General features: G+C 32.4%; 20 protein-coding genes. 14 read left to right on the top strand and 6 right to left on the bottom strand.

Annotated features, from left to right (window positions below; all coding sequences use genetic code 11):
- The first annotated feature begins 53 nt into the window (after nt 1-53).
- From L1276_RS19685 to hemL, 3 genes are all read left to right on the top strand, one after another.
- Complete coding sequence (locus L1276_RS19685) at nt 54-962, top strand: 1-aminocyclopropane-1-carboxylate deaminase/D-cysteine desulfhydrase (protein WP_253790871.1); 909 nt, start codon at nt 54-56, stop codon at nt 960-962.
- Nucleotides 955-1,851 (top strand): glucosaminidase domain-containing protein, encoded by an 897-nt coding sequence (locus L1276_RS19690; RefSeq protein ID WP_253790874.1) that lies wholly within the window; start codon nt 955-957, stop codon nt 1,849-1,851. Before L1276_RS19685 ends, L1276_RS19690 begins: the two co-directional genes overlap by 8 nt.
- 106 nt (nt 1,852-1,957) lie before the next feature.
- Complete coding sequence (gene hemL / locus L1276_RS19695) at nt 1,958-3,244, top strand: glutamate-1-semialdehyde 2,1-aminomutase (protein ID WP_253790876.1); 1,287 nt, start codon at nt 1,958-1,960, stop codon at nt 3,242-3,244.
- A 45-nt stretch (nt 3,245-3,289) separates the two neighbouring features.
- Here hemL and L1276_RS19700 read toward each other — a convergent pair whose 3' ends face one another.
- On the bottom strand, nt 3,290-4,033 hold the full coding sequence (locus L1276_RS19700) for a hypothetical protein (protein WP_253790878.1): 744 nt from the start codon (nt 4,031-4,033) through the stop codon (nt 3,290-3,292).
- A gap of 207 nt (nt 4,034-4,240) precedes the next feature.
- Between L1276_RS19700 and L1276_RS19705 the strand changes: the two genes are divergently transcribed.
- Complete coding sequence (locus tag L1276_RS19705; protein WP_253790880.1) at nt 4,241-4,624, top strand: hypothetical protein; 384 nt, start codon at nt 4,241-4,243, stop codon at nt 4,622-4,624.
- A gap of 39 nt (nt 4,625-4,663) precedes the next feature.
- On the opposite strand, the gene L1276_RS19710 is transcribed toward L1276_RS19705, so the two are convergent.
- Nucleotides 4,664-5,104, bottom strand: a complete 441-nt coding sequence (locus tag L1276_RS19710) for a hypothetical protein (protein ID WP_253790882.1) — start codon at nt 5,102-5,104, stop codon at nt 4,664-4,666.
- Nucleotides 5,105-5,274: 170 nt separating this feature from the next.
- Here L1276_RS19710 and L1276_RS19715 point away from each other — a divergent pair, with 170 nt between their 5' ends.
- Together L1276_RS19715 and L1276_RS19720 are read left to right on the top strand one after the other, a co-directional pair.
- Complete coding sequence (locus tag L1276_RS19715; protein ID WP_253790884.1) at nt 5,275-6,276, top strand: 2-hydroxyacid dehydrogenase; 1,002 nt, start codon at nt 5,275-5,277, stop codon at nt 6,274-6,276.
- A gap of 87 nt (nt 6,277-6,363) precedes the next feature.
- Nucleotides 6,364-6,960, top strand: coding sequence for a hypothetical protein (locus L1276_RS19720; protein ID WP_253790886.1), 597 nt, complete (start codon nt 6,364-6,366; stop codon nt 6,958-6,960).
- 63 nt (nt 6,961-7,023) lie between these two features.
- On the opposite strand, the gene L1276_RS19725 is transcribed toward L1276_RS19720, so the two are convergent.
- The 3 genes from L1276_RS19725 to lysS all read right to left on the bottom strand — a co-directional run bounded on the left by L1276_RS19725 (nt 7,024) and on the right by lysS (nt 13,155).
- Complete coding sequence (locus L1276_RS19725) at nt 7,024-9,837, bottom strand: VIT domain-containing protein (protein ID WP_253790888.1); 2,814 nt, start codon at nt 9,835-9,837, stop codon at nt 7,024-7,026.
- An 80-nt stretch (nt 9,838-9,917) separates the two neighbouring features.
- Nucleotides 9,918-11,069 carry a serine protease gene (locus tag L1276_RS19730; protein ID WP_253790890.1) on the bottom strand — a complete coding sequence of 384 codons (1,152 nt, stop codon included), beginning with the start codon at nt 11,067-11,069 and terminating at the stop codon, nt 9,918-9,920.
- A 382-nt stretch (nt 11,070-11,451) separates the two neighbouring features.
- The gene (gene lysS / locus L1276_RS19735) at nt 11,452-13,155 is read right to left on the bottom strand and encodes a lysine--tRNA ligase (protein WP_253790892.1); all 1,704 of its coding nucleotides are present in this window, start codon (nt 13,153-13,155) and stop codon (nt 11,452-11,454) included.
- A 370-nt stretch (nt 13,156-13,525) separates the two neighbouring features.
- Between lysS and L1276_RS19740 the strand changes: the two genes are divergently transcribed.
- The 4 genes from L1276_RS19740 (at nt 13,526) to L1276_RS19755 (ending at nt 16,492) form a co-directional block, all read left to right on the top strand.
- Nucleotides 13,526-14,278, top strand: coding sequence for a hypothetical protein (locus L1276_RS19740; protein WP_253790894.1), 753 nt, complete (start codon nt 13,526-13,528; stop codon nt 14,276-14,278).
- Between the two features lie 5 nt (nt 14,279-14,283).
- Nucleotides 14,284-14,985: a lipoyl(octanoyl) transferase LipB gene (gene lipB, locus L1276_RS19745; RefSeq protein ID WP_253790896.1), complete on the top strand. Its 702-nt coding sequence runs from the start codon at nt 14,284-14,286 to the stop codon at nt 14,983-14,985.
- Nucleotides 14,986-15,003: 18 nt separating this feature from the next.
- Complete coding sequence (locus tag L1276_RS19750; RefSeq protein ID WP_253790898.1) at nt 15,004-15,822, top strand: DUF6597 domain-containing transcriptional factor; 819 nt, start codon at nt 15,004-15,006, stop codon at nt 15,820-15,822.
- Nucleotides 15,823-15,901: 79 nt separating this feature from the next.
- The gene (locus L1276_RS19755; protein ID WP_253790900.1) at nt 15,902-16,492 is read left to right on the top strand and encodes an NAD(P)H-dependent oxidoreductase; all 591 of its coding nucleotides are present in this window, start codon (nt 15,902-15,904) and stop codon (nt 16,490-16,492) included.
- A gap of 67 nt (nt 16,493-16,559) precedes the next feature.
- Here the strand turns inward: L1276_RS19755 and L1276_RS19760 are convergent, their stop codons facing one another.
- Nucleotides 16,560-17,225 (bottom strand): ribonuclease HII, encoded by a 666-nt coding sequence (locus L1276_RS19760; protein ID WP_253790902.1) that lies wholly within the window; start codon nt 17,223-17,225, stop codon nt 16,560-16,562.
- A gap of 336 nt (nt 17,226-17,561) precedes the next feature.
- Here L1276_RS19760 and L1276_RS19765 point away from each other — a divergent pair, with 336 nt between their 5' ends.
- The 4 genes from L1276_RS19765 (at nt 17,562) to L1276_RS19780 (ending at nt 25,748) form a co-directional block, all read left to right on the top strand.
- Nucleotides 17,562-20,753, top strand: a complete 3,192-nt coding sequence (locus L1276_RS19765; RefSeq protein ID WP_253790904.1) for a SusC/RagA family TonB-linked outer membrane protein — start codon at nt 17,562-17,564, stop codon at nt 20,751-20,753.
- Between the two features lie 65 nt (nt 20,754-20,818).
- On the top strand, nt 20,819-22,198 hold the full coding sequence (locus tag L1276_RS19770; RefSeq protein WP_253790906.1) for a RagB/SusD family nutrient uptake outer membrane protein: 1,380 nt from the start codon (nt 20,819-20,821) through the stop codon (nt 22,196-22,198).
- Nucleotides 22,199-22,368: 170 nt separating this feature from the next.
- Entirely contained in the window at nt 22,369-24,342 is a 1,974-nt protein-coding gene (locus L1276_RS19775; RefSeq protein WP_253790908.1) for a putative porin, read from the top strand.
- Between the two features lie 44 nt (nt 24,343-24,386).
- Nucleotides 24,387-25,748 (top strand): pyridoxal-phosphate dependent enzyme, encoded by a 1,362-nt coding sequence (locus tag L1276_RS19780; RefSeq protein WP_253790910.1) that lies wholly within the window; start codon nt 24,387-24,389, stop codon nt 25,746-25,748.
- Nucleotides 25,749-25,802 lie beyond the last annotated feature (54 nt).

A 25,802-nucleotide genomic window follows, 5' to 3' on the forward strand; every position in this document is an offset into this window, starting at 1 on the left:
AAGACAAAGATTATCACTTTTGACTTTCGACTTTTGACTTTCAACTATTAAAAATGAATCCAGTTTTCAATCAAAATATAAATATTCAGTTTCCGAATGCTATCTCTTTGACAATAAAGCGTGAAGATCTAATTCACCCGTTTGTCTCTGGAAATAAATTTCGAAAATTAAAATACAATTTACTTCAGGCGAAAGCCGAAAACCAAGACACTTTACTGACTTTTGGCGGTGCTTTTTCGAATCATATTGCGGCTGTGGCGTATGCGGGAAAAGAACAAGGTTTAAAAACTATTGGAATCATTCGTGGAGACGAACTTCAAGATAAAATTGAAGAAAATCCAACTTTGAAATTTGCTCAGGAAAACGGAATGCAATTTGAATTTGTTTCGAGAGAAGAGTATCGTTTAAAGAATGAAACTTCATTTATAGAAAAGCTGAAAGAAAAGTTCGGCGATTTTTATTTAGTTCCAGAAGGCGGTACAAACGAACTCGCGGTAAAAGGCTGTGAAGAGATTTTAACTGATGAAGATTCGGTTTTTAATTATGTTTGCTGCGCTGTTGGAACGGGCGGCACCATTTCGGGATTAATCAATAGTGCATTGCCAAATCAGAAAATTTTGGGCTTTCCAGCGTTAAAAGGTGACTTTTTAACCGATGAAATTCGTATTTTTGCCAAAAAAGATAACTGGAATTTAATTTCTGACTATCATTTTGGAGGTTATGGCAAGATAAATTTAGAATTAATCGAATTTATAAATGCTTTTTTTGAAGAAAAAAAAGTGCCCTTAGATCCAATTTATACAGGAAAGATGGTTTTTGGCGTTATAGATTTAATCAGCAAAAATTATTTTCCTGCCCATTCAAAAATTTTACTCATTCACACTGGCGGATTACAGGGAATTGAAGGGATGAATATAAAATTGAAGCAGAAGAAATTACCAATACTCAACACCAATGATTAAAAAAATTGTATTGCTCTTTACAGTTATAGTTTTGGCAAGTTGTTCGTCAAGCAAACCTGCTATCGCAACGACCAAAAAAGCGGCTGTGCACCAAACAAGAACTGCAGCTGCTAAAAAGCCTGTTTATTCTAAACCTACAGCTAAATATCCTTCTACCAATAATACAACTGAGGTTATTCAATCTACTTCAAAAACAGTTGTAACTACCGATTTAATCAATAATTATGTTTTGCAGTATAAAGATATTGCAATGGGAAACATGAAAACTTATGGTATTCCAGCGAGCATTATTTTAGCGCAGGGAATTCTGGAATCGGGAGCGGGAAGAGGAGATTTAGCGCTTGAAGCCAATAATCATTTTGGAATAAAATGCCATAAAGACTGGCTGGGAGAAAGTGTTCGCCACGATGATGACTCGGCTCAGGAATGCTTTAGAAAATACCCTCAAGCTTCAGAATCATATAAAGATCATGCTTTGTTTTTAGTTGGTAAAAAAAGATATGAAACTTTATTTACTTACGAAAAAGACGATTATAAATCTTGGGCAAAAGGTTTAAGAGCTGCAGGTTATGCCACAGATCCAAAATATCCAGATAAATTAATTAGTTATATTGAACGTTACAATCTGCATCAATATGATTGTCAGGTTACAGGAAGAAACTATGTGCCAATAAATACATCGGCTCCAACGAGGAGTTCTTCTTCAGTTGCCAATTCCGATCCAAAGATCAACATGAATTCATACGATCCAAATTCATATGAAGTTCAAAAAGGAGATACACTGTATTCCATTTCGAAAAAATTCAATTTATTAGTTGAAGATTTAAAGCAGAAAAATAATTTAACTGATAATGCCATTTCAATTGGACAGAGGTTAAAGGTAAAGTAATTTTTAATCGCAGTCTCAGTGGCAGTTTTCAGTTTGAGATAATCTAAAATCCAAAATAAGTTTTCAGTTTAAATTTATAATCTGAACTCAAAAATCTAAAATAAGAATGTTATATAAAAGAAGTAGTCAGCTTTTTGCTGCAGCAGAAAAAGTAATTCCGGGAGGAGTAAATTCACCAGTAAGAGCATTTAAAGCTGTTGGCGGAACTCCAATTTTTGTAAAAAGTGCCAAAGGTGCTTATTTATATGATGAAGATGGAAACAAATTAATAGATTACATCAACTCTTGGGGGCCAATGGTTTTGGGTCACGCTTATCAGCCGGTTGTTGATGCGGTAATCGAAAAAGCAAAACTGGGAACTTCATTTGGAATGCCGACAGAATTGGAAACAGAAATCGCAGCTTTGGCCGTTTCTATGGTTCCGAATATTGATAAAATTCGTTTTGTAAATTCAGGTACAGAAGCTTGTATGAGCGCGATTCGTCTGGCTCGCGGATTTACAAAAAGAGATAAAATTGTAAAATTTGCAGGTTGTTACCATGGACATTCTGATTCATTTTTGATTCAGGCGGGAAGCGGTGCGGTGACTTTTGGTTCGCCAAATAGTCCCGGTGTTACAGAAGGAACTGCAAAAGATACTTTGTTAGCGAAATACAATGATTTAGAGAATGTAAAAACTTTAATCGAAGCTAATAAAGGAGAAATTGCTGCGATTATTATTGAAGCAGTTGCGGGAAATATGGGATGTATTCCGCCTGCAAAAGGTTTTCTTGAAGGTTTAAGAGAATTATGTACTGCAAACGGAATTTTACTGATTTTTGATGAGGTAATGACAGGTTTCCGTTTGGCTCGCGGAGGAGTTCAGGAATTGTATAATATCAATGCTGATATTGTAACTTTTGGAAAAGTAATTGGCGGAGGGCTTCCAGTTGGAGCTTTTGCTGCTCGTGAAGAAATTATGAATCATTTAGCGCCGCTTGGACCAGTTTATCAGGCAGGAACATTATCTGGAAATCCGTTGGCGATGGCTGCAGGATTAGCTATGTTGAAAGCATTAGATAATGATCGTGAAATTTTTACTCGTTTAGAAGAAAAAACAGCTTATTTAGAAGCAGGAATTGACAGAGTTTTAAAAGCTAATAATGTTGTTTTTACCATTAATAGAGTAGGTTCTATGATTTCGGTTCACTTTGATGCAAATCCAGTTACCGATTTCCAGACTGCTGCAAAAGGAGATAACGAAACGTTTAAGAAGTTCTTCCACGGATTACTGCAAGAAGGAGTTTATATTGCACCATCTGCATACGAAACTTGGTTTATTACAGATGCTTTAACGTATGAAGATTTAGACTTTACTATTAATGCCATCGACAAGGTTTCGAAAATATTTTAATCAAAAAAAAAGAGGCTTTTAAAGCCTCTTTTTTTTTGATTAAAATTATTGTTTTTTGTCTTTTTTATGTTGTTTCATTTTGTCTTTGTGTTCTTTTTTAATGGCAGTCCATTTTTTATATTGATCAGCATTCAAAATAGATTTCATTTTAGCATCAGCAGCTTTGTGATCTTCTTCCATTTGTTTTTTCATGGCTTTTTTATCAGCTTCAGTTGGCTGTACACCAGAATCTCTTCTGCTTTTTTTCAGCATGGCCATTTTTGTACTTCTGTCAGATAAAAGTTCGCTGACTTGTTTTTGCTGATCGGAATTCAAATTTAAATCAGTCGTTAATTTTTGCAAATGTTCCTGATCACGTTCTTGTGGTGTTTTGTGATCTTTATGTCCGCCTTTTCCTCGATGATCTTTATGTTCTTTTTTAAGAGCCGTCCATTTTGTGTATTGATCAGTGTTTAAAATAGCTTTCATTTTAGTATCGTTGGCTTCTTTGTCAGCTTTCATTTGTTTTTTGAAAGCTTCTCTTTCAACATCAGTAGGTTTTGTTTTACTGTCCTTTCTTACTTCTCTAAACTTTTCTGCTTTCGCATTTCTTTCAGCCAAAAGTTGTTTCACTTGTTCCTGCTGTTTTTTATCTAAATTCAAATCAGAAGTTAATTTTTGCAAATGTTTCTCACTGCGCTGTTCCGGAGTTAATTTTTCTCTTTGATCGCGTGTGGGTTTCTGATTGATGTCTTGCGCAAAACTTACTATTCCAACGAATAATAAAGCAGCAATAAATAATTTTTTCATTTTTCGTCTTTTTTAAAGGTTTATAGCAATTAGACTTCTACAGGTTTATTAAGTTTAATTTGATTTTCAGGTTTATCTTTTATTTAACAATTAATCTTAAAATTCAGTTTTAAGATTTAAGACTTGATGTTCTTGCTAATTAATATACCTAATTGTATTTTTTATTTAAGTAATTGCCTAGCTTTGAAAGCTTGATATATAGGGTTTATGAGGTTAAGAAAGATAACAATAAATGAAAATATTTATTTGTATAAAATACAGGGAGAAGTAAATCCTGTAACAAAAAACAGTGTGTTATCAATAAAAATATTTTTAAATGATTACAAGCTGACTCCTTTATTGCTAAATTTTCATACTTGGGATGATCCTATAATTGGTTTTCCATTGAATCATGGTTTTCCGCTTTTTAATTCCTTTACAGATACAGAAGAAAAAGTTAATCTTAACAGGCCAAAATATATCAGAGAATGTGTTTTGTACGGTGAAAAAAAAGGCTGGAACGGTAAAAACAAACTAGAACCGCTCGATGGTTTAAAAATGTTGAAAGATTTAGGATATGATATTTCTGTTCTTCTTCCTAAAATAGAATAAAAAAAGAGGCTTGAACGGCCTCTTTTTTGTAAACTAAAATTAGTTGTTTTCTTTTTTGTACTCTTTCATTTTTTCTTTGGCTTTGTCTTTATTTTTTTCTTTTAAAGAATGCCATTTTGTGTACTGATCAGCAGTTAAAATTGTTTTCATTTTAGCATCATTAGCTTCTTTTTCAGCTTTCAGTTCATTTTTAACAGCTTCCCTTTCAGCTTCAGTCAGTTTAGTGCTGCTGTCTTTTTTATCCTTTCTTTCCTCTCTGAGTTTTTCTGCTTTTGCGCTTCTCTCAGCCAGCAATTGTTTTACCTGAGCTTGTTGATTGGCGTTTAAACTCAATTCAGAAGTCAGTTTTTGTAATTGTTTTTCATTACGTTGTTCCGGGGTTAATCTTTCCTTTTGTTCACGTGCTGGTTTTTGATCTGTATCTTGTGCAAAGCTTGCTATTCCAACAAATAACATTGCAGCTATAAATAATTTTTTCATGATTTGTCTTTTTAAAGTTATAGGGGTTAGACTATAATAAACTGAATTGGTTTAATTTATATTGTTTAGATTGTGTATTTAACTTTTGAAATGAAACCGCTTATACATTATAAGATTGAAAATATTTTCTTATTTTTAAGCTATCAACAAATTAAAATCCAGAAAACATTATGAGTAAAATTGCTTTTTTCTCAACTCAGCCTTACGACAAAACTTTCTTTAATAAATACAATACTGACTTTGGTTTTGAATTAGACTTTTTCGAAACACAATTGAATCCACAGACCGTAATTTTAATTGAAAACGCTGAAATTGTTTGTGTATTCGTAAATGATATTGTAAACGAAGCAGTAATCAAGCAATTGGCCGAAAAAAATGTAAAAATCATTGCGTTACGTTGTGCAGGTTTTAATAATGTTGATCTGGAAGCAGCAAAAAAATACAATCTTAAAGTTTGTCGTGTTCCGGCTTATTCGCCGCAAGCAGTTGCGGAGCACGCAATGGCGATGATTTTAACTTTAAATAGAAAAACACATAAAGCGTATAACAGAGTTCGTGAACAAAATTTCTCTCTAAACGGATTGTTGGGTTTTGATTTGTTTGGAAAAAAAATTGGAATCATAGGAACGGGAAATATTGGAAAAGCGTTTGCCAAAATAGCTTTGGGATTTGGCTGTAAAGTTTTGGCTTATGATATTGTTGCAAATGATGAAATGATTAAAGATGGTGTTTCTTTTACTGGCTTAGAAGAGATTTTTAAATCGAGTGATATTATTTCGCTTCATTGCCCTTTAAATGATCAGACTAAACACATTATAAACAAAGATTCTATTGTTTCAATGAAAGATAATGTTATGATTATCAATACAAGTCGCGGTGGATTAATAGAAACTTCGAGTGTAATTGAAGGTTTGAAAGAAGGGAAAATTGGTTATTTAGGAATCGATGTTTACGAACAGGAAGAAAAGCTGTTTTTTAGAGATTTGTCTGCCGATATTATTCAGGATGATGCCATTCAGCGTTTAATGAGTTTTCCAAATGTTTTGGTAACGGCGCATCAGGCATTTTTTACTAATGAGGCTTTGACACAAATTGCGTTGGTGACTTTTAATAATATAAAATCGTTGTTGACCCAAAATTATATTGAGAATAAAGCGGCTCTGCTGGTTTAAATTACCTTAGGCGGAACCCGAAAACCCCGAAGCCTCGGGATGAAACCTGTCAGGTTTGGAAAAAAATATAATTTAAAATATCAGATTATGAAAAATAAAGTTCTAATTCTAGTTTCAATTCTGGCATTATGTTCATGTCAGAATAAAAACGAATCCAAAAATATCATCAAAACTATTGTTCAGGATACATTATCTAAAACAATAGGAGGAACGGCAGATTTAAGTGATGCTCCGCCAAGAGATGATAAAGCAGTTGAATTGATCAGGAAACAATTAAATGTTCTATTAAAAAAAGACATTCCTGCAATGACAAAAGAGGATCGTTATTTTTATTATGAAGAATTTGATCTAAATAACGATAAGAAAAACGAATACTTTGTTGGTTTTTCTAATTCCTATTTCTGCGGAAGCGGAGGTTGTTCAGGTTATATTTTGAATAATGACGGAAGTGTACTTAATCATTTTACCGTAACCGATTTTCCCATTTATGTGACGACTTCATCAACGGAAAATTTTTATGATCTTTTGATGAAAAGCGGTGGCTTATTTCATCATATAAAATTGAAAAATGGAAAATATCCTTCGAATCCATCAATAGAAGAAAAATGGAAAGGTGATGTTCCAAAAGAAAGTACTAAGGTTTTGGATGTTCATGATCAAAAATATGAGAAGTATTCATTTTAAAAAACAAAACCCGACAGGTTTTAAAACCTGTCGGGTTTGATATATTAGTTAATTTTAGAATTTCTAAAAATCAAATTCTCCAATGAGAATTTTACTATCGCTTTCACGCTTGTTTTCTTTCTGGCTCTGGAAAACAGCAATTTTTCGCTCTTGTCTTCCGTCAGAATAGTATAAGTATACTTCTGCCATTACAGTTGTTGGACCAGAAAGAATATTCTGTCTCTCACCGAAAAAATTGGTTTTAATTTTATATTTCCCTTTGACAGCTTTTTTGAGTAAAAATTGTTCAGGACCAAAACCCTGAGTGAAATCGTTACTTAATCTTCCTCCAATTTCCGTAGATCTATGTGAGTAAGAACAGTCTTCTCCTTTAGGATCTGTAACCCAAAGATCAATATCTGTATTGTCTTTATTCCAGTTAATTACAACGCGGATGTCTACTGGAAGATTTGCTTTTAATCGATCATCGACTTTGCTTGCATCAACGTTTTTGTTTTGGCTCAAAATATTATTGATTTCCATAATCAAAATCTCTTCAATACCAGTATCTCTAACAGAAATTTCATCTGTATATTCCTGATATAGCATAGCTTTATAAACATTAAGAGCTTCTTGAGGTTTTTTATTGTCAACCAAAGCCAATGCATAATCTCTATGACTTTGAGGATCAAATGGTCTCCATTCTAGAATCTTTTGGGTAATCCACAATTCTTTGTCATAATTACCTCTCTGTTTCAATAAATAAGATATCGTTTTGTATAGTTCTTCATTCTCCAAATCAAGTTCTGCTAATGTGCTTAAAACCTTTAGAGAAAGTACTTTGTCACCTTTTTTGAATAGCAGTTTAGAAACATCAAAATAGTACGTTACCTGTTTTTCATATTTAGGACGATTTTCAAGATATTTTTGGTAAATCAATTCAGGCGACTGTAAAGTCTGAAAATCTTTCATGTACTCTTGATTGCTTTCTACATCTACCAAAGTTATTTTACCTGTGGATGTTTTTTTATCGGCAATGGAGTTCCTTGTTTCAGCACTTGCAGCATATACAGCATTGTCGCTAACAGCACTTTCTTGTCCCGATTTTAATGACTGCTTAGACAATGTAGGATACTGTTTCTTTTCTGTAGGTTTAAATTCGGTATTCCACCAAGTTGTCAGTTCGCGTGTTTTATCAAAAGCTTTTGATAGAAGATTTTTTCTTTGTTCTAAAATTTGTCTTTTATTCTGGGAAACGATTTTATTGTATTCTGCTAATAATTCTTGTGGAGGAGTGATGCCAAAACGTACATAATCATTGACATCATCCAATACTATAAGACTGGTATTTTTGCTTACCACTCCAAACTGTTCGCTCAAATTTCTGATTTCATCACTGTTTTGAGTTGAATTAAGTTCAAGATCATTAATTTTTCGTTGTGCCCAAAATTGTGCAATTGGCCATTTATCTTCTTGTACAGCTGTATTAAAATCTACAGGGACTTCAAATTTTTTGTTTCCTACAGAAAAAACAGCAGTAAGCTTGCCCAAATTTGCAGATGCAATTCCAAATATATTGACAGGCTCATTTACTGCAGTTCCCACATTTGGAAACAATTCCTGAATTGTATTAGTTTCTTTAAAACCTAAAAATATGATAGGAAGTCTATTAAAAGTTTTTAAAGCAGATGGAGTATCTAATTCGTTAAGATTGATAAAATTTCCTCCAGATTGCGATGCTAAAAGTTTAAGCAGGTTAAAATCAGAAGTTGGAGTGCTTGTTATACTGTTGAGCGGTTTTTTGAATTTTAAAGTTAAATCTCCAAAATTTGAAATTCCGTCAGAAAATAAAAGATATTGGTCTATTTGCGGTATTTCTTTTAAAGCACTAAAGTCAGTTCCTCCATCATATTTCAGATTAAGGATTCTGTCTTTTAATGCGCCCCAGTTTCCTCCAGAAACAGTAAATTCTTCAGTTTTCTCTAGAGTATTATTTAAGAGAGCAAAAGATACAGCAATATCCTTGTTCTCTAAAAAATAAGCATTAAGAAAGTCCAGTTCTTTTTGGTGATTTCTCTTTGATCCGCTGAATGAATTATCCCAAATAATAGCAATTTTTTGAGATTTTGTTTTTTCTTTTACAGGGAAATTCATTGAAACACTTGCAGCAAAATAAAATTTATCGTCAGAGGCTTTTTTAAGCAGTACATTGGACGACTCGTTTACTTTTGGAATACTTATTTTAAGACTTTCATTTGGCGTGAAATTTGTTTTGTTAATCTCAGCAATCCATTGATTTCCTTGCTTTTTAAAAGTAAAATTTCCGTCTGGATTTTCCGTAATTTTAGGAGTAGCCTGACTTTCAGTAACTAATACTTTTAGATTGAATTTTGGAACATTAACTGCATTGGCAAAACTTAAAAAATAGAGATACTCTGTTGCGGAATTTTTTAATTCCTGATTGTATGTAATCTTAATAGTTCTGCTGCTTCTAGCGGTAATTGGATAGATTCTGGTTCTAAAATTATTTCCGGCTACTTTTTCAATAATACCAGGATCTACATTTCTTTTTTCAATACTTTCAAATACTTCTTTAGCTCGTTCTTTTGGAACAGGAACCGCGTCTCTTAAGCTTCCGTTTATGTCTAAAGCATAACCGCTTACACTTACTCCTTCAGGTAACGGAATGGTAAGTTTTCCTTCTAAAATTCTGTCACCAGGATTGTAGAATTTATATGTTGCAGTTGTTGCTGCAAGATTTCCTAAAATTTCAGTTTCAATTTTTACTTCCTGTAAGACTACAGTATTTTTTTTCTGATTTTCGACATCCAGAGTTGGAATCTGTGAAAAAACGACACTAAAGAACAGTAGTGCGCAGATATTAAAAATTTTATTCATAATTAATAAGCGTGATTTTTTATTTGACTGTAAATGTAGGAAAATTCCGTGCAATTAAAAGCTTTTTTTGCTTTTTCAAACTAAAGAGAGTTAATATGTTTAGCCACGATTCCAAAATTTATACCCTGAACCTGATCTACTCCACTGAAATTAACTGCAATCAGTTGGCCACATTCATTAAAAACCGGTGCACCGCTGGCACCATGCGTAGAGGTTATACTATATTGAATTTTATTACCGTCTGACTCTTTACTTATTTGGCCATTATAAAGCTGTACTTTTAGTCCTGAATTTGTCTGTGCCAAATCCATTCCCAGCGGATAACCCACCATTATCGCTTTTTGACCAGGAGCTAAAGATGCATCATCTTCAATGGCATTATCCAGATTGATAATATTAGTAACAGTTTCTGGGGTTTTATGATTGGTTAGTTGTAAAATGCCTAAATCAATATTGGCGTCTTCTGAAACTTTTTTAATTTCACAATTAAGCCACTCATTATCAGAATTATGAATAGCTATTTCGATGTCTAAGGTTTTTACATATACTTCAATATTTTCCATAGAAACATATTCTTTTACCGGAATAGATGCTGCAATATCTGTTGATACTTGTGATGTATCTGTTTCTGTTTCATTAGAACTAACAAATTCTTCACCTCTGGACTCGCTAGGTTCTTCATAATCTCCATCACCTTCACCTTCGCCTTCACCATTGTAGGATACTGAAGCATCTTTCCAGTTTCTGTGAATAAAACTTTCATATTCATCTTCAGAAATATCAGTAGTAAGAATAGAAGCAATCTTCATTGTTAGATTTCGTATAGTAGTACTTACTTTTTCACTGTCTTCCTCGGATGAATTCCATGGTTGTAAAACATGACTATTGGTTATCATATTTCCGTTTGTATCTACAAAAAAACCAGTCCCGTAAATTGTTTCTTCTTTGGCGTCCTGAACAGTAAGTTGGAATTCTTTCCCATTAATCTTTGTAAAATAGCCGTATCTATGTTTTATAAGTACAACAGCATCTTTGTAGCTTTCATAGATTTTTGTGTCTGTACCTAAACAAATTGGATTAGTGTTATTAGTTTCAGTTTTAAAATATTTATATCCCAAAAATGATGTGGTCGAAATAAAGATAATAGTGATGAGAACAAATTTGAAACGCTTTCTTCTTTTGTTATAAGCTGTAGCTAAATCTTCGTTATTTTTTATTTTTCTAATTTTCATTTATTAGTATTATATGGTTGTAAAATGTTAATTTTTTGTATTTGGCTTAAAAAAAAATAGACTTTATATGAGGTCTAATTTTTTTCAAATGTAGTAATTTGTTTGCTAAAAAAGTGTAAATACAGAATCAATTCTGTATTGAATAATAATCTCAATTTTGATTAATTTTATTAGAATATCTCAGTATTTAGTAATGTATTTTGCTGTAAAATAATTTTTTGATATTAAATCATTGTTTTTCAGTTTTTTGTAAATATGGATTGATTCTGGTCTTAATTTTTCAATATATAAAAGTATCCTTAATAAAAATAAAAAACCCGACAGGTTTTAAAACCTGTCGGGTTTGTACTTATAAAAAATCAATTTGGAATTTTAAAAAAAGTTATCCGGCCAATTCTACAGTTTTAAATTCGCCGTCAACGACAACTTTAGTCAAACCATGTTTAGATAAGTTTTTCATAGATGCATCCCATTTTTTACCACTTAAGTTAGCGGTAACTTTTAGCTGCGACAATTCCATTTTATTTTCGTTTCCTTTCAATAAAGTAATGATTATTTTTTCTTCGTCAGACAATTCAATCTGAGCTAGTTTTTTCTCAGGACGCATTTGCGGGAACAATAATACTTCCTGAATAGAAGCATTGTTTGTTAAATACATAATCAAACGATCCATTCCAATTCCCATTCCTGACGTTGGAGGCATACCATATTCAAGAGCTCTTAAGAAATCCTCGTCAATGATTCCATTTGCTTCATCGTCTCCTTTTGCTGCCAAACGCATTTGATCTTCAAAACGCTCACGCTGATCAATTGGATCATTTAATTCAGAATATGCATTTGCAATTTCTTTACCACAAACCATTAGTTCAAAACGTTCTGTAAGTTCAGGATTGTCGCGGTGTTCTTTACAAAGCGGCGACATTTCTTTAGGATAATCAGTAATAAAAGTTGGCTGAATATAATTTCCTTCACATTTAGCTCCAAAAATTTCATCAATCAATTTTCCTTTACCCATTGTTTTGTCAACGTCAATTCCCATTCCTCTTGCCGCTTCAAACAATTCTTCTTCGGTTTTTCCTGAGATATCAAAACCAGTAAAATGTTTGATAGAATCGGTCATTGTAACGCGTGCATAAGGCGCTTTAAAGTTAATTTGGTGTTCACCAAAAGTCACTTCGCTAGTGCCATTTACAGCAATTGCACAATGCTCAAGCAAACCTTCAGCAAATTCCATCATCCAGTTGTAGTCTTTGTAAGCTACATATATTTCCATTGCGGTAAATTCAGGATTATGTGTTCTGTCCATTCCTTCGTTACGAAAGTTTCTTGAGAACTCATAAACACCTTCAAAGCCGCCAACAATTAATCTTTTTAAATATAATTCATTCGCAATACGCATATAAAGCGGAATATCAAGTGAATTATGATGTGTAATAAAAGGTCTAGCCGAAGCACCACCAGGAATTGACTGTAAAACCGGAGTATCAACTTCCAAATATCCTGCGTCGTTAAAATAACCACGCATTGCAGTAAATAATTTGGTACGTTTGATGAATGTTTCTTTTACGTGTTGATTCACTGTTAAATCTACATAACGCATTCTGTAACGTAACTCAGCATCATTAAATGCATCGTGAATATTTCCTTCTTCATCGACCTTAGGTAAAGGAAGCGGACGTAATGTTTTACTCAAGAAAGTAAATCCGCTTACACGAATACATTTTGCACCAACTTGCGTAGTAAACAATTCTCCTTCAATACCAATAAAGTCACCTAAATCAGTTAATTTTTTAAATACCTGGTTGTATAAAGTTTTATCGTCACCTTCACACAAAACATCGCGGTTTACGTACAATTGAATACGTCCTTCGCTATCCTGCAATTCAGCAAAACAAGCTTTTCCCTGATCTCTCACGCTCATCAAACGACCCGCAACAATAACCTTCTTACCTTCTTCAAATGACTCCTTTATTTGCTTAGAAGTATGATTTACAGGAAAAAGATTAGCTGGATAAGGATTGATTCCCAGACTGCGTAAGTTTTGAAGTTTTTCTCTTCTGATGATTTCTTGTTCTGATAATGCCATTTTGTGCTCTTTTTTTAAGTGTGCAAAGATAAAGAAAAGAATGTAGATTTTAGAATGCAGATTTTAGATTTTTTACAGCAACAATTTATTGGGTTTCAATCTGTAAAATGATTTAGAAATGGTGCGCGGATTTTGCGGATGGTTAGGATTGAGCAAGTTTTTTTTATTACAGTTAGGAATTTCGTCAAAGTTTAAGACTTTGGCAAAGCAGGAGCAAACAAAAATAGCGGCTTAAATCTCTGCCACCCGTAAAATTTCTGGGTACCTTATGTCAAAAACAATTTCCAATCTCAGCAGCTTAGAATCTCAGAACCTCAGAATCTTTAAAAACAAAATAGAGTTCGTATATTTGATAAAAAATTATACTACGATGAAATTATATAAACTACTTAGTTTTTCTTTTTTAATAGCAGCTTTAACAAGTTGTACTTTCACCGAAAACATTCACATCAACGATAACGGAACAGGAAAATTTTCTGTAGACATGGATGGTTCTGCTTTAATGGAAATGGCTGGCGACCAGATCGGAAATCAAATGGGAGCCGATGCTAAAAAAGAGATCGATTCAAGTTTTACTTTTAAACAATTATTTGATGAGAAAAAAGACAGTATCTCAAAGCTGTCTCCCGAAGCTCAAAAAGAAATTAAAAAACTCGAAAACTTTGTAGTAAATACTAAAATGAGTTCTGAGAAAAAGCAGTTTCTAATGACGCTGTCTACGGATTTTAAAAACGTAAATGAAATGCAGGATATTCTGCAAACCCTCAGTACACTTCAAAAACTTGAAGGCGGAGCTGCTGCATCTCCCCTTGGAAGTGGTTTTGGAGATAATTACAGCAAATTGAGTTACAGTTACGATGGAAAAAAATTCACCAGAAAAGCAGTTATCGACACTCAAAAAAAGGCACAAAAAGCAAAGGATTCTGCCGCAGATATGTCTAAAATGGTGTTCGCTTCATCGACTTATGTGGTGAAATATCATTTTCCAAAAAAGATTAAAAAAGTATCCAATCCAAACGCATTATTCAGCGACGACCGAAAATCAATTACAATTCAATACTCTTTCACGGATTATATGGAGAATCCTGATAAACTTAACTTTGATGTTGAGTTTGAAAAATAATTAAAATGAATAAAACAATTCAACTTCAGGATCTGGGAAACAGAGATTATAAATCGACTTGGGAATATCAGGAAAAACTTTTTCAGGATATTGTTGATTTAAAAATCAAAAACAGAAGAGAAGAACTAGACTTGCCAACATCCAATTATTTATTGTTTGTTGAGCATCCGCATGTTTATACTTTAGGCAAAAGCGGTGATTTAGAAAACTTATTATTAAACGAAAAACAGCTCGAAGCAAAAGGAGCGACTTTTTATAAAATCAATCGCGGCGGTGATATAACGTATCACGGACCGGGACAAATTGTAGGATATCCAATTCTGGATTTAGAAAATTTCTTTACAGATATTCATAAATACCTGCGTTTGCTTGAAGAATCTATGATTTTGACTTTGGCAGACTACGGATTAGAGTCGGGCAGGAGCGAAGGTGAAACAGGAGTCTGGCTAGGAGTTGGAACTCCGTTTGCACGCAAAATATGCGCAATGGGTGTTCGTGCTTCACGATGGGTAACGATGCACGGATTTGCTTTAAATGTCAACGTAGATTTAGGTTATTTTGATAATATAATTCCGTGTGGTATTCGCGGAAAAGGCGTTACCTCTTTAAATGTAGAACTTGGCGTAGAAAAAGTAGATGAAGACGAAGTAAAGTCTAAAATCATAAAACATCTAACCCATTTATTTGAAGCAGAATTTATTAAATAAGCTTCCAAAAAATATAGGATGAAAAATGCTGAAGAAAATAACAATTACAGAATTGCGGTTCCTTCAGCATTTGAAACTGTTTTTTCGCACTTTTATTTTGCCGAAAATAAAACAGAATTTCCTATCACAAAAACCTTATTGCCGAGTTTTCAAACCATTCTTGTTTTTAACTTCGGAACAAAATCATCTTTAAAATCACAGCAGAATACTTTTTTGGAGGTGGAAAAATGCATTGTTTTAGGTCCGGTAAAACAAGCTTTTGATTATACTTTGGAACCTAATTCAGAAATTTTAGCAGCCAATTTTAAAGAAGATGCTTTTTACAGATTTTTTGGCGACGTCCTTTTTGATTCTCTCCCCATTCATCCTGATGATTTAATCAATGAAAATTGCTTTACTCTTTTGTGGGAAGAACTTCAAAAACTTTCTGATACAAAAGAACGTGTTGATTATATTTTAGATTTCTGTAAACCCTATTTGAGAGAACAAAAAGAAATTACGACACTTTTGACAGATTTTCAGAACGAGAATCTAAATCCGATAAAAACAATTGCTTCGCAGATTAATCAAACGGAAAGAAATATTCAACTCAATCAAAAAAAGATTTTTGGATATACGATTAAAGAAGCCAATCGGTACGGAAGGTTTCTAAAAGCAGTAAATAAAATTCAGAAAAATATAATAAACGAGTCTAAAACAGATTGGATAACGATTGTTGACGAATGCGGTTATTACGACCAAAGTCAGCTTATTCATGACTTTAAATATTATATGAATATTTCTCCAACGAAATTCCTCAAATTTCAAAACGATATATGCAGCTCAAAAGAGCAATAAAGCCGATTTCGTTTTCTTACAATTGCTGCCCAAACAAGCGTTTTACATTTGTCATGTTCAATCTTTAAAAATAAAAAACATGAAAAATTTAATTATTTACGCGCACCCAAATCCAGCAAGTTTAAATCATTTCTTTAAACAAACAATTCTTGAAATTCTAAAAAAATCAGGAGAAGAAATCGTAGTTCGGGACTTAAATGAAATCAATTTTAATCCGGTTCTTTCTTTAAACGATATGCACGGACAAAGAATGGGACAAGTTTCTGAAGATGTAAAAAAAGAGCAGGATTTTATTTCCTGGGCAGATCAGATTATTTTTATTTATCCTATTTGGTGGACAGGAATGCCAGCTGTTATGAAAGGTTACATCGATCGTGTTTTTAGCTACGGATTTGCATATAGATATGATCAAGGCGTTCAGAAAGGATTATTGACCGGAAAGCATACCGTTATTATTAATTCGCACGGAAAGTCAAATACTGAATATGAAGAAATGGGTATGGATAAAGCTTTGGCATTAACTTCCGATACTGGAATTTTTACATATTGTGGTTTAGAAATCAAAAAACATTTTTATTTTGATAAAGCAGATCGTGCTTCTGAAGAAGATATATTAAAATGGGAAAAGGATCTTAAAATGTTTTTTGAGAAAAAAGCGTTGTGTGGTTAACTTGGTGTTTCGCTATAGATTATTTTACTTTAAAAAAGACTTATCGTTTCTAGATAAGTCTTTTCTATTATTCGAAAAAATTAAGCTCTAATTGATCTGGTAAAAGCCTAAAACTCATTCGATGATATTTTGTTGTGCCATATTTTTTAATGGCTTCACGATGTTCTTTCGTTGGATATCCTTTGTTTTGTTTCCAGTTATACATTGGAAATTCTTCATGAATTTGATCCATATATTCGTCCCTATATGTTTTTGCTAATACAGAAGCGGCAGCGATACTTAGAAATTTTGCATCCCCTTTAATGATACTTTGATTTGGAATTGATTTTAATAATTCAATTTCCTTGTCAGAGAATTGTTTCCCAAAAGTATTTTTAAGTCCCAATTTAGCGTTTAAGGATCGGTTTCCATCCACAATAATATATTCTGGAATATGCTTTAATTTAAGAATGCATTCCTGCATTCCTTTCATTGAAGCGTTTAAAATATTGATTTCGTCAATTTCGTTGGGGAATAAATGAGTCACAGAAAAACAAAGAGCCTGTTCTTCGATTATAGGTTTTAAAAGTGCGCGTGCTTTTTCAGATAATTGTTTACTGTCGTTTAATATTTTATTTTCGAAAATAGTGGGTAAAATTACCGCAGCTGCGGTAACTGGCCCCGCTAAACATCCTCGTCCAGCTTCGTCAGTTCCTGTTTCTAAAGAAAAACCTGAGTAGTTAAGTTGCAGCATTTTTAATTTTTTTGAAGCACAAATATTATATTTTTTTTTCAAAAACCATTAAAAAGACACTTTGAAAAGAAAGAGAATAAAATCTTTTGTTTTGAAAAAATACTGGACATTTTTTTAGTTTTTAACAAAATGATTAAATTTAAAACGCTTGTTTTTTAAAAAACACTGAATTTAATTAAAAAATTGAGTGTATAATAATTTGAATAAATTTTAAGTTTTTTATTCCTTTATTTATATATTAAAGTAAGAAAAGTATTTATATTTAACGTTTTAAAATTTGTTTTGTAAGAAAATAAATTGATTTTTGTCAAGTTATTAACTTAAAATAATTTTAAAATGAGATTAAAATTTACGTTTATTTTAACATTGTTGATGTTGTTCTGTCTGCAGCTTTCATTTGCACAAGAAAGAACAATCTCAGGAGTTGTTACAGATGGAGGTGGAGTGGTTCCCGGAGTCAACGTGATTGTAAAAGGAACCAAAAACAGTGCCCAAACTGATTTTGACGGGAAGTATTCAGTAAAGGCCAAAACAGGAGATATTTTGATATTCTCTTATATGGGGATGCAGGATTTTGTTGCTGCAGTAGGAAGCAGTTCAGTTGTGAATGCTAAAATGCAGGAAGATGGTAAAGAATTACAAGAGGTAGTAGTTGTAGCATTTGGTACACAAAAAAAACAAGAAATTACAGGAGCTGTATCTAAAATTGATTCAAAAATGTTAGAGACTTCTCAGGCTTCTAATGCGGTACAATCACTAACAGGAAAAGTTGCTGGTGTACAAATTAGTGCAAATTCAGGTCAGCCTGGAGATCCTCCTCAGGTAAGGTTTAGAGGTATTGGGTCGATTTCATCTTCGAATGCTCCTTTATATGTAGTAGATGGCATACCATTTAATGGAGATATTAATTCTATATCAACTCAGGATATTGAATCAATTAGTTTTTTAAAGGATGCATCATCTAATGCATTATATGGAAGCAGGGGAGCAAACGGGGTAATCATTGTTACGACTAAAAAAGGAAAGAAAGGACAATTGTCAGTTACCTATGAAACTAAAATAGGAGTCAATTCAAGAGCTGTACCTGAATATGATATGATTAAAAATCCAGCTGATTACTACAAAACAGTATACAATAGGATTAGGAATGGATTAATTTATCAAGGGCAAACACCAGTTAATGCTTCAAATATAGCGGCTCAAAATTTAATAACTGGAGAGACGTATTCTCTTGGATATAATAATTACAATGTAGCAAATAATCAGGTTATTAATCCGGAAAGAGGAGAAATAAACGCTGATGCTAAGCTGTTATATCATGACGATTGGTCAAAAGCATTATTTAGAGATGCTATTAGACAAGAGCAATATTTAAGTTTGTCGAGCAGTACAGATAATCTTAATTCTTATTTATCTATTGGTTATTTGTCAGATGATGGTTATACTATCAATTCAAATTTTGAGCGTGTAACGTTGAGAGCTAATGTAGATTACAATGTTTCTAGTACAGTGAAAATTGGAACAAATGTAAATTACGCACATTCAAATCAAAATGCTCCAATTTCAAAAACATCATCTTCAACTTATAGTAATTTGTTTAGCTGGGCTAGAAATATAGCACCTATATATACTATTTGGCAAAGAGATGAAAATGGTAATATGGTTTATAATGAAAATGGTACTAAATCTTATGATTTTAATCAACAAGGAGACAGACCATATGGTTCAAATCTAAATCCATACGCAACTACATTATTAAATACAAAGTTAAATGAAGAAAATAAATTTGGAGCCAGAGCATATATTTCTATTGATTTCTTAAAAGAATTTAATTTCAGATATAATATTGGATATGATTTATTATCTGGTTATTACTTGACAAGTACAACAGGTGAAGGCGGAGATGATATGGGGGTTAATGGTAGAATAGGAACTGCTTCTAAAAATGAATATACACTAACTAATCAGCAATTACTATCCTGGAAAAAAAAATTTGGAGAACATACATTTGATGTATTAGTTGGTCATGAGTCATCTGATTTTACTTCAAAAATGTTAGCAGGACAAAAAAGTAATGTGGTAATATCTAATTTGCCAACTATTAGTAATGCAACTAAATATGGTTATTTAGACGGTTATAATGATCTATATAAAGTCGAAGGTTATTTTTCTAGATTAAGTTATAACTACAAAAATAAATATTTTGTTAACGGAAGTTTTAGAAGAGATGGATCTTCAGTATTTGCTCCTGAAAATAGATGGGGTAATTTCTATGGTTTTGGAGCTGCATGGTCTGTGATTAAAGAATCATTCTTTCCAAAAACAAAATGGATTACAGATTTTAGAATAAAAGGAAGTTATGGAGAGCAAGGAAATGACAATATAAATTATCCTGTTACTTCGCAAATTAGTCATCGCAGTTATTTTGGAAGTTTGAGAAACTATTATGCTTACGAAACCCAATATGAAATAGTACCGGATTCAGAGGGTAATGCAAGTGTTTTAAATGTTTTTGAAGCAGATAAAAGTGTTAAATGGGAAAAATCTAAAAATTTAAATGCTGGATTTGATATTAACTTATTTGATAGAATTTCTATTGAAGCTGAATATTTTGAAAGAAATGTTAGTGATTTGATATACAATTTTCCTATCGCTTTATCCACAGGAACTTCCTTTGTTTCAAAAAATATAGGAGATATGGGGAATAAGGGAGTTGAAATAAACTTAGGAATTGATATTGTTAAAAATGAAAATGTAGATTTTAATATTTGGGGTAATGGAACAAGTTATAAAAATAAGATAACATCGTTGCCAAAAGCATTCACAGATGGAATTTACCGTTTTGAGGTTGATGCTCCTGCTTATTCATATTTTTTAAGAGAATTTGCCGGAGTTGATAAGACAAATGGAGATGCGTTATGGTATAAAGACGAGAAAGATGCCGATGGAAACTTAACGGGAAATAAAGTAATTACAAATGTCTATGGAGATGCTGGAACATATCTAAGTAAAAAAGATGCCAATCCAGATGTTTATGGTGGTTTTGGAACTTTGTTTAGATACAAAGACATCACATTTCAAGCTAGTTTTGCTTATCAATTTGGAGGTTATATGTATGATGGCGTTTACCAATCTGCAATGTATTCCGGATCAGATAATATAGGTCAGAATTATCATAAAGATGCTGCAAAAGGATGGACAATTGATAATCCAAATTCTGAGATACCAAGAATTGATCATATTTCAACTTTTCAAATGGCTGCTTCTGATTATTTCTTAATAAAATCTGATTATATAAGCCTTCAGGATGTTTCAATAGGATACAATTATAACGAAACATGGCTTAGGGATTTAGGTATCCAATCTACAAAATTTACTTTGATGGGTTCAAATTTAGCATTATGGTCTAAGAGAAAAGGCATGGATCCAAGATTAAATAGATTAGGAGAAAGGGTAAATAATGGACAGTCTCTTAATGTATATGGTGTAATGAAAAGTGTTTCATTTGGTTTAACAGTAAATTTTTAAAAATGAAAAAAACAGTAATAGTAATTGTATTTCTATTGGCACTTACAGGATGTGATAAAGAATTTTTGGATACAGTCCCTGAATCGACAATTAATAAAGAACAATTAGCCACTTCTGCATCGGCTAATCAAGCTATCGTAAGTGGAATTTATTCTGCATTGAGATCATATGGATTAGCAATTGGAAGTAATCATGAAGATTATGGTCATAAATCCGTGCTGTCTGCAATGGATATGATGTCTAATGATATGCTAATGACGAAAGCAAGCTGGTATCAGTCATTCTATATTTATATTGGCAGACAACAAACTAACACAAGATCCAGATTGGTATGGAATACTTATTATCCTCAAATTAAATCAACAAATATTGTGCTTGGCGGTATTCCATCAAACACAAATGATGAAAAATTAAAATCAATTAGAGGTCAAGCTCTAGCCTTAAGAGGTTACTTTTATTTTATGCTGGCACGTACTTATGGGCCAACTTATGTTAATAATGAAGCTAAATTATGTGTGCCGCTTTATACAGAACCAACATTAGAAGGTAAGGCAAGATCTACAGTAACTGATATATATAGTCTAATAGAAAATGATTTGAAAGAATCAATTGAATTATTAGGATCATATAAACGTTCAAATAATGATTCTGTAGATCAGTCGGTAGCACAAGCTTTTCTAGCAGAGGTATATTTGGAAATGGGAAAATATGCAGACGCTGCAAATATGGCTCATTTGGCAAGACAAAAATATACTTTGCTTAATGAAGCGGAATGGATGAACGGTTTTTATATAACCAAATCTAATGAAACAATGTGGGGGGCAACATTAAATTCTTCAATTAGTACTTTTGTTGCAAATTTCTTTGGACATTTTGATAATACAAATCCATCTGGATACGCTGGAGGAATGGGGATTTATAAAAATATTGACAAAAATTTATATAATAGTATTTCAGAAAGTGATTTTAGAAAAAATGTCTTTGTTTCGCCATCTGGTAATACAACTTATCCATCTTTGCCAGCTTATGCAAATATAAAATTTAGAGATCCGACTATTGATTCGGGAAGTTATATTTATTTAAGATCTTCTGAAATGTATTATATAGAAGCTGAAGCACTTGCCAGATCAGGAAATGAATCTTCGGCTAAACAAGTACTATACGAAATAACAATGACGAGGGATCCAGCTTATGTGCTGTCTACAAATTCAGGTTTGGAATTAATTAATGAAATAATTCTTCAAAAAAGAATTGAATTATGGGGAGAGGGCTGTGCCTGGTTCGACATGAAACGTTTAGGAGTCGCTTTAACAAGAGATTATAATGACTCAAATCATCCTGCATTTGGCAAGTTTAATATTCCGGCAGGCGATAATAGATTTATTTTTCAAATGCCACAAGCAGAAATAGATGCCAACCCATTAATAGTTCAAAACCCATTGTAATTACATTTTTATAATTTGATGTTAAACTGCCCAAAATGTTGGGCAGTTTTTTTTTATTTAGCATTAAAAACTTCTCAATACTAACAATTTGTTTTTTTTCGTTAATACGTTTTTATCTTTTACCTTTGCTCAACAAATTTTGCCGAAATAATTTTATATAACGCTATCAAATGAGAATATTCATTTTTCTATACCTATTAATTATACCGACTTTATTGTTTTCTCAAGAAAAAACTACTTCAAAAGGCAGTTTAGATATGAATTCACAATATTCAAGTATAACAGACACTGTTAAAAAGAAAAAGTCATTAGTAGCCAAGATAGATCAATATCAGATTATTACGTTGGAGCATGATACTATACATGTTGATACTTCTCTGACTATAAAAAGTGCTTACAAGCAAAATCATCTTAGAAAAGATCTTTTTGGTCTTTTAGAATTTCCTAATATAGGACAGCCGTTAAATATCTTACAGTATAGTTTAACAAGTTATTCACCGTATCCTGAAATTGGTTTCAGTGCTAAACATTATAACTATATTCAAGCAGATGAGGTAAGATATTATTCAGCTCCAACACCCTTAACAGAATTGTTTTTTAATACAACAATTAATAAAGGACAAAATGTAGATTCGTTTATTACGCTGAACACATCAAAAAATCTTAATTTTTCTATCGCTTATAGAGGATTACGTTCAGAGGGGGATTATATAAATCAACTGGTAAGTGCCGGGAATTTTAGATTTACAACAAGTTATGCCACTACAAACAGACGATACGCATTAAATGCACATTATACCTATCAGGATAATTCAAATGAAGAAAATGGAGGTATTACAACACCAGAAGATTTTGAAAGCGGTAATCCTGATTTTAAAAACCGTCAGCGTTTGCAGGTTTATTTAACAGATGCAAAATCATTTTTAAAAGGAAGACGTTTGTTTTTTGATCATGCTTTTAGAATAAATCCCAGAAACGGAAATAATAACTTATATATAAACCACCAGTTTAACTACGAAAATAAATTTTTCGAGTACAACCAGCCCACCGTTCTTTCAACTGTTGATGGACTTCAGGAACAAGTACAACGTTTTGGAGAATCTTACGTAACAAGCAGTATAAATGATCAAACGCATTTTGAAAGACTTTACAACAGAGTTGGAGCGGCTTATGAAAATTCTCTTTTAGGAAAATTCAATTTCTTTGTTGATGATTATAGATCAAATTATTCATATAATCGAATCTTGAGAGATAGTTTAGGAAATGTTACTCCTGATAATTTATTTTTACAGATCAATAATTTTGGAGGACAATATGAATACCAAAAAAACAAATGGAATGGTCGGTTTTTGTACACCAGATCAATCACCAACCAGTCACTTTCAGATCTTGATGCTAAATTGCGTTATGCTTTAAATGAGAAAATACAATTCGATTTTAGATATAGAAATATAAATAAACTGCCTAATAATAATTACAATTTATACCAAAGCAGTTATGTGCAATACAACTGGTCGAACAATTTTAAAAATGAAAAAATAAATTTGTTAGGAGCAAATGTTTCAACACCATGGGTAAATGCCGAAGTTCAATATACAACTTTAAAAGACCATTTGTATTTTGTAGATCAGGCAACACCTGAGCAAATGGCAGTTCGAACACAAATAGTAAAACCTGCCCAATATGGTAATGTGATTAACTATTTAGAGATTAAAGCCAATAAAGAATTTAAATTTGGAAAATTTGCCTTAGATAACACCTTGTTGTATCAAAAAGTAGATCAGTCAGATTTGATTTTAAATGTGCCTGATTTTGTAACCAGAAATACGATTTATTACACGAACTACTTTTTCAAAAAAGCATTATATGCTCAGGGAGGAGTTGTATTTAACTACTTTACCAAATATTATGGAAATAGTTACAACCCGGTTATTGGAGAGTTTTTTGTACAAAATACTAAGGAAATTGGCAATTATGCCACCTTTGATGTTTTTATCAATGCTCGAATTCGTCAAACACGTTTCTATGTAAAAGCCGAACATATAAACGCTCTATTTTCAGGAAGCAATTATTATTCAGCTCCTGATAATCCGTATCGTGATTTCGTAATCAGATTTGGTTTGGTTTGGAATTTCTTCCAATAAAACCAATTTAATTTATTTTAATACCACATAAAACTTAAATAAAAATGGACTTTTCAAATAACATTTTAGAAACAATTGGTAATACACCATTGGTAAAACTCAACAAAATTGTTGCTGAAATTGATGCGTTAGTATTGGCAAAAGTCGAAACATTTAATCCGGGAAATTCTGTAAAAGACAGAATGGCCGTAAAAATGATTGAAGATGCTGAAGCTGATGGCCGACTTAAACCTGGAGGAACTATAATTGAAGGTACTTCTGGAAATACTGGAATGGGACTGGCACTAGTTGCTATTATAAAAGGTTACAAATTGATCTGTGTAATTTCAGATAAACAATCTAAAGAAAAAATGGACATTCTTCGTGCTGTTGGAGCAAAAGTTGTCGTTTGCCCTACAGATGTTGAACCTACAGATCCTCGTTCGTATTATTCAGTTTCAAAGCGTTTAGCCGAAGAAACACCAAATTCATGGTATGTAAATCAATACGATAATATGTCAAATTCATTGGCACATTATGAGCAGACGGGACCAGAAATCTGGAAACAGACAGAAGGAAAAATTACTCATTTTGTGGTGGGTGTTGGAACTGGCGGAACAATTTCGGGAGTTGGAAAATACTTAAAAGAGAAAAATCCAAATATTAAAATTTGGGGAATTGATACATACGGTTCTGTTTTTAAAAAATATCATGAAACAGGTATTTTTGATGAAAACGAAATCTATTCGTATATAACAGAGGGAATTGGAGAAGATATTCTTCCAAAAAATGTTGACTTTTCTTTAATTGACGGTTTTACAAAAGTAACCGATAAAGATGCTGCAGTTTACACAAGAAAAATTGCTCTTGAAGAAGCTATTTTTGTTGGAAACTCTGCCGGAGCTTGTATAAAAGGATTACTTCAGTTAAAAGAGCATTTTAAACCAGATGATGTTGTGGTTGTTTTATTTCACGACTCCGGAAGCCGTTATGTAGGTAAAATGTTTAATGACGACTGGATGCGTGAGCGTGGTTTCTTAGAAGAAAATGTTACTAAAGCAGAAGATGTTATCAAAGATCATATTGATAAAGAATTAATTGTTGTTCGTACAGAAGAATTGGTTTCGCATGCAATCGAGCGTATGCGTAAATACAAGATATCACAGATTCCAGTTGTGGATATCAACGGTTTTGTAGGTTCTGTTGATGAAACGGATTTATTTAGAAGTTATGTTGCAGATAAAAACGTGGCCGAAAAACCAATTAAAGAAGTAATGGGGAAACCTTTCCCGATTGTAAAATTAGGAACTCCAATCGAGGAAGTATCAAAACTTTTTAGCAAAGAAAATGATGCCGTTCTGGTTGATTTAGGAAACGGAAATCATCATATCATTACTAAATACGATATTATTGGTTCGATTAAATAAGAACTTAAATACATATTTTATCCATAAATCTAATTGTACTGCAATTGGGTTTAT

Origin of the sequence: Flavobacterium sp. HSC-32F16 (genome assembly GCF_024171645.1) — a bacterium.
Classification (GTDB): domain Bacteria; phylum Bacteroidota; class Bacteroidia; order Flavobacteriales; family Flavobacteriaceae; genus Flavobacterium.